The organism is Segniliparus rotundus DSM 44985, from assembly GCF_000092825.1.
GTDB lineage: Bacteria > Actinomycetota > Actinomycetes > Mycobacteriales > Mycobacteriaceae > Segniliparus > Segniliparus rotundus.
Genome location: NC_014168.1, coordinates 598,364 through 611,969, shown reverse-complemented (window position 1 = coordinate 611,969; position 13,606 = coordinate 598,364). Strand labels below are relative to the sequence as shown.

General features: G+C 68.4%; 13 protein-coding genes, 1 other RNA gene and 1 pseudogene. 3 read left to right on the top strand and 12 right to left on the bottom strand.

Annotated elements, in window-relative coordinates; translation table 11 throughout:
- Positions 1-87 precede the first annotated feature (87 nt).
- On the bottom strand, positions 88-1,485 hold the full coding sequence (locus tag SROT_RS03175) for a phosphomannomutase/phosphoglucomutase (protein ID WP_013137568.1): 1,398 nt from the start codon (positions 1,483-1,485) through the stop codon (positions 88-90).
- Positions 1,482-1,868, bottom strand: a complete 387-nt coding sequence (locus SROT_RS03170; RefSeq protein WP_013137567.1) for a DUF3499 domain-containing protein — start codon at positions 1,866-1,868, stop codon at positions 1,482-1,484. Before SROT_RS03170 ends, SROT_RS03175 begins: the two co-directional genes overlap by 4 nt.
- A gap of 111 nt (positions 1,869-1,979) precedes the next feature.
- Here SROT_RS03170 and SROT_RS03165 point away from each other — a divergent pair, with 111 nt between their 5' ends.
- Positions 1,980-2,552 (top strand): metallopeptidase family protein, encoded by a 573-nt coding sequence (locus SROT_RS03165; RefSeq protein WP_013137566.1) that lies wholly within the window; start codon positions 1,980-1,982, stop codon positions 2,550-2,552.
- Between the two features lie 9 nt (positions 2,553-2,561).
- On the opposite strand, the gene SROT_RS03160 is transcribed toward SROT_RS03165, so the two are convergent.
- A complete protein-coding gene (locus SROT_RS03160; protein ID WP_013137565.1) occupies positions 2,562-2,840 on the bottom strand; it encodes a WhiB family transcriptional regulator in 279 nt (92 codons plus the stop codon).
- Between the two features lie 347 nt (positions 2,841-3,187).
- On the opposite strand from SROT_RS03160, the gene SROT_RS03155 reads away from it, so the two are divergent.
- Positions 3,188-3,958 carry a S1 family peptidase gene (locus SROT_RS03155; RefSeq protein WP_245535347.1) on the top strand — a complete coding sequence of 257 codons (771 nt, stop codon included), beginning with the start codon at positions 3,188-3,190 and terminating at the stop codon, positions 3,956-3,958.
- Positions 3,959-4,014: 56 nt separating this feature from the next.
- Here SROT_RS03155 and rnpB read toward each other — a convergent pair.
- The 7 genes and pseudogenes from rnpB to secG all read right to left on the bottom strand — a co-directional run.
- Positions 4,015-4,420: RNase P RNA component class A (gene rnpB, locus SROT_RS15865), an RNA gene on the bottom strand.
- A 77-nt stretch (positions 4,421-4,497) separates the two neighbouring features.
- Positions 4,498-5,634 carry a bifunctional RNase H/acid phosphatase gene (locus SROT_RS03150; RefSeq protein WP_013137563.1) on the bottom strand — a complete coding sequence of 379 codons (1,137 nt, stop codon included), beginning with the start codon at positions 5,632-5,634 and terminating at the stop codon, positions 4,498-4,500.
- Positions 5,635-5,686: 52 nt separating this feature from the next.
- Positions 5,687-6,412, bottom strand: a complete 726-nt coding sequence (locus SROT_RS03145; protein ID WP_013137562.1) for a zinc ribbon domain-containing protein — start codon at positions 6,410-6,412, stop codon at positions 5,687-5,689.
- Between the two features lie 30 nt (positions 6,413-6,442).
- Positions 6,443-6,736 carry a hypothetical protein gene (locus SROT_RS03140; RefSeq protein WP_041406867.1) on the bottom strand — a complete coding sequence of 98 codons (294 nt, stop codon included), beginning with the start codon at positions 6,734-6,736 and terminating at the stop codon, positions 6,443-6,445.
- Between the two features lie 35 nt (positions 6,737-6,771).
- Positions 6,772-7,239 carry a YbaB/EbfC family nucleoid-associated protein gene (locus SROT_RS03135; protein ID WP_013137560.1) on the bottom strand — a complete coding sequence of 156 codons (468 nt, stop codon included), beginning with the start codon at positions 7,237-7,239 and terminating at the stop codon, positions 6,772-6,774.
- A 127-nt stretch (positions 7,240-7,366) separates the two neighbouring features.
- Entirely contained in the window at positions 7,367-10,159 is a 2,793-nt protein-coding gene (gene ppc / locus SROT_RS03130; RefSeq protein WP_013137559.1) for a phosphoenolpyruvate carboxylase, read from the bottom strand.
- A gap of 249 nt (positions 10,160-10,408) precedes the next feature.
- Positions 10,409-10,639: pseudogene (gene secG / locus SROT_RS16980) on the bottom strand (preprotein translocase subunit SecG); the annotation flags it as partial.
- Between the two features lie 132 nt (positions 10,640-10,771).
- On the opposite strand from secG, the gene SROT_RS03120 reads away from it, so the two are divergent.
- Positions 10,772-11,569: a tyrosine-protein phosphatase gene (locus SROT_RS03120; protein ID WP_245535346.1), complete on the top strand. Its 798-nt coding sequence runs from the start codon at positions 10,772-10,774 to the stop codon at positions 11,567-11,569.
- 13 nt (positions 11,570-11,582) lie between these two features.
- Here SROT_RS03120 and tpiA read toward each other — a convergent pair whose 3' ends face one another.
- Positions 11,583-12,377, bottom strand: coding sequence for a triose-phosphate isomerase (gene tpiA / locus SROT_RS03115; RefSeq protein ID WP_013137556.1), 795 nt, complete (start codon positions 12,375-12,377; stop codon positions 11,583-11,585).
- Positions 12,374-13,600, bottom strand: a complete 1,227-nt coding sequence (locus SROT_RS03110) for a phosphoglycerate kinase (protein ID WP_013137555.1) — start codon at positions 13,598-13,600, stop codon at positions 12,374-12,376. Before SROT_RS03110 ends, tpiA begins: the two co-directional genes overlap by 4 nt.
- Positions 13,601-13,606: the final 6 nt, after the last annotated feature.

The following is a 13,606-nucleotide window of genomic DNA, read 5'->3' as shown; positions in this document are numbered from 1 at the left end:
GGCCCGTGCCCGGCCGTGTCCTGCCAGGCAAGCCAGGGGCCGACGCGGAGCAACGTTTTCCGTGAAGCCCGCGCGAAAAACGCGGGGCTATTCGCCACGAATCAGCGTGAGCACTTCTTCGGTGATCGCGTCGACGTTCGCGCGGTCGGCGGCCTCAGCGTTCAACCGCAACAACGGCTCGGTGTTCGAGGCGCGGAGGTTGAACCACGCCCCGTCGCCGAGGTCCACCGTCACGCCGTCGAGCTCGTCCACGGACGTCGCCCGCTCGGCGAAGCCGTCGAGCACCCGCCCGATGGCCGCCTTCGCGTCGCTGACCGTCGAATTGATCTCGCCGGAGGCGGCATAGCGCTCGTAGCCGTCCATGAGCTCCGAGGCCGTCCGGTCGCTGGCGCCGAGGGCGGCCAGCACATGCAAGGCGGCCAGCATGCCGGAGTCCGCGCCCCAGAAGTCGCGGAAGTAGTAGTGCGCGGAGTGCTCCCCGCCGAAGACGGCTCCGGTCTCCGCCATCCGTTGCTTGATGAACGAGTGCCCGACCTTGGTGCGCTCCGGGACTCCGCCGCGTTCGCGCACCAGCTCGGGAACGGCCCTGGAGACGATGGCGTTGTGGATGATCACCGAACCGGGGCTCTTCTCAAGCGAGCGTTCGGCGACAAGCGCCGTGATGGCGGACGGCGAGATCGCGTCGCCACGCTCGTCCACCACGAAGCAGCGGTCCGCGTCGCCGTCGAAGGCGAGGCCGAGGTCCGCCCCGGTCGCACGCACCTTGGCCTGCAGATCGACGATGTTCTTCGGGTCGAGCGGATTCGCCTCGTGGTTCGGGAAGTTGCCGTCCAGCTCGAAGAACATCGGGATGACGGTGAGCCCTTCAATCGGCCCGAGCACGGCGGGCGCGGTGTGCCCGGCCATGCCGTTGCCCGCGTCCACCACCACGGTCAGGGGCCGGATGCGGGCAAGGCCGACGAGGTCGCGCAAATACTGCGCGTAGTCCTCCAAGACGTCTTTGGCGGAGCGTTCGCCGGGGGCCGCGCCTTCCGTGTCGCGCACGCCCGAAATGAGCGCCTGGGAGATCTCGCCGAGGCCGGTTTCCTTCCCGACCGGCTTCGCGCCCGCGCGGCACAGCTTGACCCCGTTGTACTTCGCGGGGTTGTGGCTGGCGGTGAACATCGCGCCGGGCCGGTCCAGGACCCCGGAGGCGAAGTACAGCTCATCGGTGGAGGCGAGTCCGATGCTCGTGACGTCCAGGCCTTGCGCCAGCGCGCCTCGGGCGAACGCGTCGGAGAGCGGGCCCGAGGAATCTCGCATGTCGTGGCCGATCACCAGGCTCGTCGCGCCTTCAGAGCGCATCAGTTGCGCGAACGCGGCCCCTAGGTCGGCGATCAAACCCTCGTCGATTTGCTCGCCGACAACGCCTCGGACGTCATACGCCTTGACGACGACGGCAATGGCTTCCGGGGAGCGCGCGCCGCCCCGTCCCGCGCCCGTCATTTGTCGCCGGCAGGGCTCGGGTCGGCCAGGTCCGGCACCACGCGCAGATGGCCGCGGCGGCCAGTCGCGCCCGCGCCCGCGACCGCGGGAAGCCGGGCGCCTTTGCGCTCGCCCCGTCCCGCTTCGCGGACCGCTTCGGCGAGCGCGGTCAAATCGTCGTCCTCGGCGTGCACTGGCGTGAAGGACCCCTCGCAGCGCATCATCGCCCACCCTTTGGGCGCGGTGATGCGCTGGGCGTGGATCTCGCAGAGGTCCCAAGCGTGTGGCTCGGCGTTCGTGGCGAGCGGGCCCACCACAGCCGTCGACTCGGCATAGACGTAGGTCAATGTCGCGACGGCAGGCATTTTGCAACCGGGCCTGGAGCATCGGCGTGGAATCCTCACGGGGGATCAGCCTAGCGGCATCGGGCCCGAAACGCGAGTCTGAGAAAGCAGGCCGCGACTCGACTGTGACACTGTCGGTATCATTCGCCGGGAAGGGATTACACTGAAACGATGACGGCTCGACCTTCGCACAGCCCTCAAGCTTCCAACACCCAGCGCCGCAAGCACGCGCGGCAGACCGGTCCGGGACAGCCCGTCCAGAGCACGGGCCTCGCGGGGCGCGCGACCCGACGGGCCAACCGCAGGGGGCGCGATCTGCGCGGCGACCTGGTGCCGCAGCAGCTTCCCGCATGGCGCAGCAAACGGGAGAAGTTCGACTCGCTCGTCCTCGAAGCGCTCTCCCCCATCGACCAGCGCTGGCACGACCACCTCGTCGGGCTGGACATCGCGGTGGACGAGGTCCCCCGGATGCATCCGTTGCACCAGCAGTTCGTGCAATGGCCCCCCGAGGTGACAGCGGACGGCCCCGTGCCCCTCGCCCGGCTCATTCCGGCGGGAGTCGACGTCTCCGGCCGCCACACGCGGGCTCGCGTGGTGTTGTTCCGCAGACCGCTGGAGGACCGGGCCGAGGACCCGGACGAACTCGTCGACCTGCTCCATCACGTTTTGGTGCGCCAGATTGCGACATATCTCGGGCTGACCGAAGAGGCGATCGACCCCGAGGGCACCACGTACGACTATTAGACGCGGCTGTTAGGCGAGACGGCGGCGCAGGCGGCGGCGTTCGCGCTCGGACAGTCCGCCCCAGATGCCGAAACGCTCGTCGTTCTGCAACGCGAACTCCAAGCAGTCATTCTTGACCTCGCAGTTCAAGCAGATGCGCTTCGCCTCCCGGGTGGAGCCGCCCTTCTCCGGGAAGAAGACTTCCGGGTCGGTTTGGGCGCACAGTGCGTTTTCTTGCCATTGGCCGGCGCCCTCTTCTTCCGCTATGGCGAGGAAAATCTGTTGGGTGATGTCAAGCGAGTCTTTCATGTGGTCCCTCGGCTGTTCTCTCATCAGGATCACCGAGCCGTCGCCGGAGCGTCGCGCCTGGTTGACATAGTCTCGAACGGATGATCTAATTGTGGCTGAACAGGTGTCCAATCTTGAGCTGCGGCGTTGCTCACGCCGTCCTCGCTTTCAAATGACACACATGTGATTACACATGGCGCGCCGCGTCTGGTCAAGTCCGAAGATTTATATTTATGCTTCCGTCATGTTCACGTCGGCGTGTCGCGGCAATCGTCACGCTGGCGTCACATTCCGGCAGAACTGGAATGAAGGCTCAGAGGAGCCAGGTAACCTGAGCCCAGTTTGTGGTCACGCCGCCACTTGACAGCATGAAACGGAGACACCCCATGCCGCACCGCCTCGCCGCTTGGCTGCCAGCCGCGGTCCTCGCCGCCGCCGCGGCCCTGCCCGCGCCGACCGCATCGGCAGAGCCCGACGCGATCGTCCTCGCGCCGGGCGCGCCGCTCGCGATCGTCGCGGCCCCCCTCGCCCCCGGGGAGCAAACCACAGCAGAGGCATGCACGCTCACCGCCATCGGCTACGACAACGAACAGCGTCTCGTGGGGCTCACCGCCGGTCATTGCGCACGGGTCGGCAAAATCGTGTACTCGGAAGACTCCTCCGGGGTCGGCATGATCGGAAAGATCGTCAAAATCAACCACGACATGAGCCACCCCGCTGTGGCGGACGAGGCGCACCCGTGGGTCGAAGACCTCGATTACGCGGTCATCGAGTTCAACGAGGAGAAAGTCATCCCGAGCTCGCAGGTGCGCGTCGGCGACCGGACCATAGACGTCGCCGACGTGGGCGGGGAGCCCGAAGTCGGCGACAAAGTCTGCAAGGTGGGCCGAACAACCGGTTTGACCTGCGGCGAGGTCACCGAAGTCAAGGACTGGGCGCACGCGGCGACCTTCTGCACCAAAGAAGGCGACTCCGGCGGGCCGGTGTTCTTGGGCGACCGCATCGTCGGTCTCGTCACAACATCGGTGACCATCGTCGGGAGCAACGCCTGCGGCACGGAGACCGGGTCGAACATCGACACGGTCCTCGGGGCCATCGGCCCCGGCGTCGGCGACGGGTTCCAACAGTTCACGGAGTGACCCCCGGCCACCGCGTGCGTGCTGGCCCGACGCCGGGGCGCAAAGCCGAGCGGCGGGCGGCGAGCTGGCCGATAAGCCGGATTCTGTCGTGAGCGGCCATCCATCTGCGACATCCGTCGCCGGACGCCTGATGCGGTCCACCCGCAAGCTCGGGCGAGCAGCCCTCATGCGCTTGCGCACCCGCACCACGGGGGTGCGGGCATTTGACCTTGCTCCAGGTGGGGTTTACCGAGCCGCCCCGGTCGCCCGGAGCGCTGGTGCGCTCTTACCGCACCGTTTCACCCTCACCGGCCCCATGGCGAGCCATGCGCCGGCAGTCTGTTCTCTGTGGCACTTTCCCGCGAGTCGCCTCGGGTTGCCGTTAGCAACCACCCTGCTCTGTGGAGTCCGGACTTTCCTCGACCTCGGACTGGACCCGACCAGCGGGCCTGTCTCCGAAGCCGCGGCCGCTTAGCCAGCTCGCCGCAAGAATCAGAATACCCGCCGACGGCGCCTGCCACGGACACGGCGGCGAGCTGCGCCGCCATTGCGGGACTTGCTCAACGCGAAAGGTCCCAACGCGAAGTGTCCCAATGCGAAATATCGTTGACGAGGCGCACCGAGCTGCGCCCGCCCGGCGCGAACTCGACAACCGACAACGAAGCGACGTCGAGAAAGAGCCTCGTCAACAATTCCCAGCCGGACCCAAGGGCGGCCTTGAGCACGAGTTTGATGGGGGTCACATGGGAGACGAGGACGATTTCCTCACCAGGATGCTCCTTGACCACATCGGCGATGAACGCCTCCACCCGCGCCGCCGCCTGGGCGAAGCTCTCCCCGCCCGGCGCGGGCGTCGCGGGCTCGGCGAGCCATTGCTCGCGCAGACGAGGATCGCGGTCCTGAATCTGCTGACCGGTCAGCCCCTCCCATTCGCCGAAGTCCATCTCGACGAGCCGGTCATCGGTGCGCACACGCACACCGAGCGCGTCCGCCACCGCCGTCGCGGTCTGCGTGGCGCGGCTGAGCGGGGAGGAGTAGACCTGGGTGATGGCGCCCCGCGCGCCGAGCCTGCGGGCAGCGGCGCGCGCCTGGGCCAGGCCCTCTTTGGTCAGCGGGAGGTCGGACCTCCCGCACTGGCGGAACTCGCGCGAGGCCTCCGTCTCGCCATGCCGGACTAAGAGCAGCCTGGTGGACACGGGCTTCGGCGGCGCCCAGCTCAGCTGGGCGCCCGGCGCGACGGCCGGGGCCGTTTCAGGCGCCGGTTCCGGGGCCGCGACCGGCGCGGCCCCGCCCGTGTTGATCTCTTTTCCGTCGAGCACCGCGTTGAGCAGCGCGTCGGCCCGTTTGTTCTGTTCCCGAGGCACCCAGGTGTAGCGCACCGCGTCGAACGCGCGGGACAAAGCGGCCGCCCGGCTCGCGAGCTCGCGCATGCCTTCGTGCTTGACCTTCCAGCGGCCCGACATCTGTTCCACGACCAGCTTCGAATCCATTCGGACCAGGACTTCGCTCGCGCCGAGCTCCTTGGCGGCCTCCAACCCCGCGATCAGCCCCCGGTACTCGGCGACGTTGTTCGTGGCGTGGCCGATCTGCTCGGCCCGTTGCGCGAGCACCCGATCCCCGTCGAGCACGACCGCGCCGAACGCGGCGGGCCCAGGATTGCCCCGAGAACCGCCGTCCGCCTCGATCACCACTCTCATGTCACATTCGCCTTTCCGAAGACGTCCGCCGCGCCTGCCTGGCCGCGATCGACTACGCCCCCACCCTGATGAGGATCGCGTCGCATTCTGGGCACCGCAGCACCTCGTCAGGGGCGGCGGCGGACATTTCCGCCATCTGCGACACGGTGAGCTCCAACCGGCACGCGCCGCATTTGCGCCCGTCCAACCGCCCAGCGGCGGTCCCGCGCGCGCGCAACCGCTCGTAGAGCGCCAGCAGCTCCCCGGGAATCTGGGCGGCACGCGCTTCGCGCGAGGACTCCGCGGCCTGAAGCTGCTCTTTGACCTGCGATTCTGCTTCCGACAGCGCCGCGCGCGCGGCCTGGGCCGCCGCCTGAGCCTCGGCCCTGCGCTCCTGAGCCCGCGCGAGCACCGCGAGCTCTTGTTCGCGCTGCTCCATGAACCCGAGCAGCTCGTCCTCGAACGCCGCCTGGCGTTTGCGCAAGCTGCCGAGCTCATGCTGGACGTCGTTCTGCACGCGGGAGTCCAAAGCGCCGGATTTGAGCAACTGCTCGTCGCGCTCCTCGCGTTGCCGCACCGCGTCCACATCCCCTTCGCGTTTGGCGATTTCGCGCTCCACGTCTTCGATCCGCATGGCGATCACAGAGGCTTCGTCGGCCGCGGTCCGGGCGGCCGACGTGGCGGCGGCGAGGCGTTCCGCTTCGGGAAGGGCGCGCAAACGGTGGGTCAGCTGGCGCACTTGTGTGTCGAGCGCGGCGAGTTCGAGCAACCCGCGCTGCGCCTGAGGGTCGGCTTTCATTCCACTCAGATTAGGCGAGCGCGCCGAACGTCACTGCGCCAGGTAGTCCGAGGCCTCTTGATCGCGCGCGGCGATGTGATCGGCGGCGTGGTCGAGCTGCTCGGCGGTGTGGCCGATGATCTGCCCGTACGCCTCGATGCCGCTTCCGGCAGCTTTGGTCGCGTAGCCGAGCCCCCAGGCGAACGGCCTGCCGAGGAGGCCGAACACATCCCAGCCGAGCTCGGTGTTCTTGCCCGATTCGCCGATGGAGCCGAACTGTTCACAGATGCCCCGCAGGCTGTCCGCGTTGCCCCGGATGCCGTCCGGGTTGATGTCGAAGCCCATATTCTCCCTTTCTTCGGCGACGCACGGGCAGTGCGTCACCATCGCTTGTGTCCGTCGTCTTTGCGCACCCACGAGGCGCTCGGGCGGTCCTCGAGGTCGTCCCCCGCCGCGAGGCGGGCGTCGGGCGGGCTCAGGTCTTCCTCGTCGTCCGGCAGCCGGTAGCGGTCCAGGAACTCGTGGGCTTTCTCTTCCCCGATCAGCCCGGCGACCGCGTCGCGCGCCGCGTCGATGGCGTTGTTCTGCGCCTTGCGCAGCGCGGTGAGGATCGCCTCCGAGAGCTTGGTCGGACCGAGATGCAACGCCTTGTCGTTCAGCTTCAGCGACTGGACCTGGCCGCTCTGCCCGACCACGACAGTCACGTCGCCGTTGGCCGCCGTGCCCGTGCCCTGCGCTTGTTGCAGAGCCTCATTGGCCCGTTGGCCTTGCTCTTGCAGATTCGAGAGCTCTGTCTTCAAGTCCGCGAGCCAGGACTCCGGGTCGCTGTAATTTTCCAGCGGCTGCATACTGCTCCTCGGCCTCCGTCAGGTGTTCTGCACTGTCTGCGAGTTTAGACGCATCGCAGAGGCCACCGGTTCCATATCGCCGAAGTCGGCGATATGGCGGCACGGGCTCGCGCGGGCGGGCCGGCCCTCACCCGCTGTTGCGCAGCGCGGTGGCCAGACCGTTCATCGTCAGGTGGATGCCCAGGCGCACCCGGTCGGACTGGTCCCCGGCCCGATACCGGCGCAAGAACTCGACTTGCAGATGGTTCAAGGGCTCAAGATACGGGAACCGGTTGTACACCGAGCGTTTGAGCGCCGCGTTGTCCGCCAAAAGATCGTCCGTGCCGGTGATCGCGGCATGCATCTTGAGCGTGCGGGCGTGCTCGGCGCAGATCGCGCCGAAAACCTGCTCGCGCACACGGGCGTCGGGCACCAGCTCCGCGTAACGAGACGCGAGGCCGAGGTCGGATTTCGCGAGCACCTGCGCGAGGTTCGAGAGCACCGCGCGGAAGAACGGCCACCGCTCGTTCAAATCGCGCAGCACGGCGAGCTTGGCCGGGTCGTCCCCCGCCCACTGCTCGAACGCCGTGCCGACGCCGTACCAGCCGGGCAGCATCACCCTCGACTGCGACCAGGCCAGCACCCACGGGATCGCCCGGAGGTCTCGGATCGACGCGGTGGGTTTGCGCGAGGCGGGGCGCGAACCGATGTTGAGCGCGCCGATCTCCGACACCGGGGTGGAGGCGAGGAAGTACTCCACAAAACCAGGGGTCTCATGCACGAGCGCGCTGTACGCGACCCGAGCCCGCTCCGCCAAGTCGTCGAAGAGCGCGTACACCTCCTCCGCCTGCTCGCCGAGGCCCTCGGTGTCCAAAAGCGAGGCCTCCAATGTGGCGGCGACCAGGATCTCAAGGTTCCGATAGGCCCGCCGGGGCTCCGCGTACTTGGCGGCGATGATCTCGCCCTGCTCGGTCAGCCGCAGCGATCCCGCCACCGCGCCGGGCGGTTGGGCGAGGATGGCGCTGTAACTGGGGCCGCCGCCCCGTCCGACGGTGCCGCCCCTGCCGTGGAAGAGCCGCAACCGGACCCCGGTCTGCTTCGCAGCCTCCACGAGGTCGAGTTCGGCCCGGTACAGGGCCCAGTTCGCGGCGAGGTAGCCGCCGTCCTTGTTGGAGTCCGAGTACCCCAGCATGACCTCTTGCGCCATGCCTTTGCCCGCCACGAGGTCGCGGTACAGCGGCACGCTCAGCGTCGCGACGAGCGTGGCCGCGGACTGGCGCAGGTCTTCAATGGTCTCGAACAGCGGTATCACGTTGATCGGGCAGCTCGGCGGCTCGGCGCCCGCGCCAGGGTCGTAGACGCCCGCCTCTTTGAGCAGCAGCAGCACTTCGAGCATGTCGCTCACCGATGTGCACATGCTGATGATGTAGTTCGGGATGGCCGCGGGCCCCAGCTCGGCGATGATCTTCGCGGCGACGGCGTTGATCCCGAGTTCCCTGGCGGTGACCTCGCTGAAGGCCGCTCGTGGCCCGACGAGGGGGCGGCGGGTGGACAGCTCCGCGGTCAAGAGGCGCACCTTCTCGTCCTCGGCGAGGGACGTGTACTCACGGCACGCGCCAGCCCACGCCAACAATTCGGCCACCACCTGCTCGTGCACTTCCGAGTTCTGCCGCAGGTCGAGGCTCTGCAAGTGGAAGCCGAAACTCGACACCGCCGCGCGGACGGCGGCGAGGCGCCCCTCGGCCAGGGCGGCGCCGTGGTGCGCGCGCAACGACGAGTCGATCACGTCGAGATCGGCGAGGAACGCCTCCGGCTTCGGATACGCCGGGGCTCCTTCCGGGTCCGAGGCTCCCTCGACCAAACCGGGGGCAACGGCGGCCGCGGTCGAGGACAGCCGGGCGCGCAACCAGGAGAGCGCCTGCCGGTACGGCTCGTCCGCCCGCCACTCGGCCGACGGCCCGGCCTGGGCGGCGAGCTGCCGCACCGCGTCGTCCACCTCGACGAGGCGGCGGGACATCGAAAGCTCGTTCTGCAGGAGGGCGAGTTCGGCGAGGTAATGCTCCAAGACGACGGCGGAGGCTCGGCGGCTCGCCCGCTCGACCACCGACGCGTCGACGTTCGGGTTGCCGTCCCGGTCCCCGCCGATCCACGAGCCGGGCCGCACGACGGGCGGCGCCGAAGCGGGCCGCGCCTCGGGCCAACGCTCGCGCAGCTGCCGGTCCACCTCGAGGTTGAGCTTCGGGATCATCTCCAACAAGGACGCTTGGTAATACCGCAGGCCCATCTCGATCTCGTCTTGAATCCGCACCCTCGACAGCCGCGTGATGGCGGTTTGCCAGAGCGCGGTCACATGCCGTCGCAGCTCCTCGACAACCTCGTCGCGCTCCGTCTCGTCCAGGGCGGTGCGGTCCAGGTAGCGCATGAGCTCGGTGATGCGGCCTTGCGCCTCGAAGACGCTGCGGCGGCGCGTCTCGGTGGGGTGCGCGGTGATGACTGGAGCGACCAGCGCGTCGGCGAGCGCCGCCGCCACACGGTCCGGGTCCGGCCGGGACTCGTCGAGCTTGCGCCACGTCGCGGCGAGGGTGCTGTCCGGCGCGGCCTCGCCCGATTGGACGTGCACACGCCTTCGCCGTTCGGTGTGGATGTCCTCGGCGAGGTTCGCGAGCAGCAAGAACTGGCAGAACGCCCGAACCACGGGGATTGCCTCGTCCACGCCCACATCGGCGAAGAAGTCCGCCAGCTCGGCGCGGTCGATCTCCGAGCGGCGAACTCGGAACGACTCGGTGCGGGCGTGCTCGACAAGGTCGAACACATGCTGCCCGGACTGCTCGCAAATGATCTCGCCGAGCACACGCCCCAGAAGACGGATGTCCTCCCGGAGCGGTTCGGTCGCGACCCTCTCGGGATCGTTCGGGTCGAAGAGTGATACCGCGTCAGTCACAGAACCCAGTATTCCCTGATCTTCGCGAGAGTGCGAGCCCTACGTTCAGCGCGTTGCCGGGGCAGGCGTCGCGGGCGCAGGGGCTTGACTCGCCGGGGCGGCAGGAGCAGGGCTCGCGGGCGCCGGGGCTTGACTCGCCGGGGCGGGGATCACCGGCGGGACGTTGGGCGCCCCGCCACCGGGGCCGCCAAGCCCCCCGCCCATGTCGGAGAAGCTCGAATCGTTGGCCCGGCGCTCGTCTTGCTCGGTCTTGAGCTTGATCTGATAGCCGATGCCCACGATGGCGATGAGCCAGACCAGGGACACGAAAACAGTGATCCTGTTCAGGTTGCGCTCGGCCTGGGTCGAGCCGGCGAGGCTCGACTGCACGCCGCCGCCGAAGAGGGAGGACAGGCCGCCGCCCTTCCCCCGGTGCAGCAGCACAAGGAGAACCAGCAGCAAGCTGGTCACGATAATCGTGATCTCAAGCGTTAACCTCACGGCGGGCAAGTCTAATCCATCAAGACCGGACAACGGTAATCGTCGGCGGCTTCCGCCCTTCGGCGCGCGATGGGCGAACCCCTTGAGCGGGGGGACACCCGGCCGCAATATTCTTCCGCTATCGTGACCGACATGACAGTCGAAGCGTCCGACCGTTCCGCGCCGAGCGGACTGGACATTCCGAGCGTGGTGAATTTCCGAGACGCGGCCGGGCATCCCCGCCCGCTCCTGGGCCACGGCGGGACCCCGCTGCGCGCGAGACAATTCTTCCGGTCCGGCACCCTCGACCCCGACGACACCGACGGCGCGCGCCTCGCCGAGCTGCCCGTCTCGCTGGTCGTGGACTTGCGCACGCCTTGGGAAGCGCAGAACCGGCCGGACCGGGTGCCGCCTGGGGCGCGTTATGAGCACATCAGCGTTCTGGGCGCGGGGACCCAGGCCGAGCAGGCGGTCTACGGGCACATCCCGGACCCCGACGAAGCCCGCGAGTCGCTGCGCAGGCTCAATCGTGGTTTTGTGGCCGACCCGGAGCAACGCGACCAGTTCCGTGCCGTGTTCCATTCGTTCGCCAAAGCCGAAGGCCCGGTCATCTTCCACTGCTCCTACGGCAAAGACCGCAGCGGCTGGACCGCGGCCATGCTCCTGGCCATCGCGGGCGTGCGCGAGTCCGACATCGTCGCGGACTACCTGCTCAGCAATGCGTTCCTGGCCGAGATCAACCATCGCCGCTGGGAGCAAACCCAGGAGAAGGAAGGCATGGCGGCCGCGAACGCGCGAGCGCCGATCTTCGAGGTGCGCTCCGACTATTTCGGCGCCGGCCTCGCCCAAATCGAGCGCGACTACGGGACTGTGGACGACTACCTGCGGCGCGGACTGGGCCTGGACGAGCAGGTGCTCGCCGCGCTGCGCGCCAAACTCCTCACGGCGTGAGCAGCCGGGCGGGCTAGGATTTCGCGGCCAATGCGGCGAAAGCGACGATCGCCGCGAACTCTTCGACCTTGAGCGAAGCGCCGCCGACCAAGGCCCCGTCCACGTCAGGCTCTGCCAGCAGCTCAGCGGCGTTGCCTTTGTTCACCGAACCGCCGTACAGCACACGCGCCGCGCGGGCGACGTGGTCGCCGCCGATCTCCGCGAGCGCCTTGCGCATCGCGCCGCACACCTCCTGGGCGTCCTTCGGACTCGCGACCCGGCCGGTGCCGATGGCCCAAACAGGCTCGTAGGCGATCACAACCTTGGCGAGCTCGTCCTCGGACAACCCGGCGAGCGAGGCGCGCAATTGGCTGTCGCAATGCGCAATGTGCCTGCCCGCTTCCCGGACGTCCTCGCCTTCGCCGACACAGACAATGGGGGTCAGGCCATGTTTGAGCGCCGCTTTGGCCTTCGCGGCGACCAACTCGTCCGTCTCGTGGTGGTAGGCCCGGCGCTCGGAGTGCCCGACGACGACCTGCGTGCAACCGAGTTTGGCGAGGAACGCCCCGGAGACTTCGCCGGTGTAGGCCCCCGCGTCGTGCTTCGAAAGGTCCTGAGCGCCGTATTCGACCGGCAGGCCGTCCGATTCCACCACTGCTTGGACGCTCCTGATGTCCGTGAACGGGACGAGCACCGATGTCTGCACCGTCTCGAAATGCTCGGCCTTGAGGGCATGGCACAGTTTCTGCACCAGGGCGATGGCCTCGAAATGATTCAGGTTCATCTTCCAGTTGCCCGCGATCAGGGGCTGGCGTGACGGGGAAGTCATCGCTCCTGCCCTGACCGGTCGAGCACGGCGATGCCGGGAAGGGTTTTGCCCTCAAGGAATTCCAGGGACGCGCCGCCGCCGGTGGAGATGTGCGAGAAGTCGTCTTCGCCCAGCTTCAACGTGCGAACCGCCGCGGCCGAGTCGCCGCCGCCGACCACGCTGAACGCGCCCTTGGCAGTCTCCTCGACAATCGCCTCGGCGAGAGCCCTGGTGCCCCAGGCGAAGGCCGGGAACTCGAACACGCCGAGCGGGCCGTTCCAGAAGATTGTCTTCGCGTCGGAAAGCGCTTGGCGGAAGTGCCGGTGCGAAGCCGGGCCGACGTCCAAACCCATCCAGCCGTCCGGGATCGCGTCCGCCGCGACGGTCTGCGTCTGCGCGTCCGCCGCGAACGTGTCCGCGACCACCACGTCCAACGGGAGTTTGAGGACCGAGCCGTACCGCTGCAAGAGGCTCTTCGCGTTTTCGACCTGGTCTTCCTGCACCAGGGAGCCCCCGACCGAGTGCCCCTGGGCGAGGAGGAAGGTGAACGCCATGCCGCCGCCGATCACCAACGTGTCCACCCGCGGGGCCAGATGTTCGATCACGGCCAGTTTGTCGGAGACCTTCGAGCCGCCGAGCACGACGGCGTAGGGCCGCTCCGGGGACTCGGTGAGCCGCCGCAGCACTGCGGCCTCGGCGGCGACGAGGTCGCCCGCGTACGCGGGGAGGAGCGTCGCCACGTCGTAGACCGAGGCTTGTTTGCGATGCACCACGCCGAAGCCGTCGGAGACGAACGCCCCGTCCTCGCCGACCAGCTCCACCAGATCGCGGGCGAGCGACTGGCGCGCGCTGTCGTCCTTGCTGGTCTCACGAGGGTCGAAACGAACGTTCTCCAACAAGAGCACATCGCCAGAGGTGAGCCCCTCCGAGCGGGCGAGGGCGTCCTGGCCGACCACGTCTCCCGCGAGCTGGACATGCCTGCCCAAGCGCTCGGCGAGTTCGGCGGCCACCGGGCCGAGCGAGTATTTCGGGTCCGGGGCGCCGTCCGGCCTGCCCAAATGCGCGGCGACCACGACTTTCGCGCCAGCCTCGGCCAGCTTCTTGAGCGTCGGGACCGAAGCCGCGATACGGCCGGGATCGGTGATCTTCGAGCCGTCGAGCGGCACGTTGAGATCGGAGCGGACCAACACGCCACGCCCGGAGACGCCAGCGGCGAGCAGATCGTCGAGGGTGGAAATCGCCATGAGCAG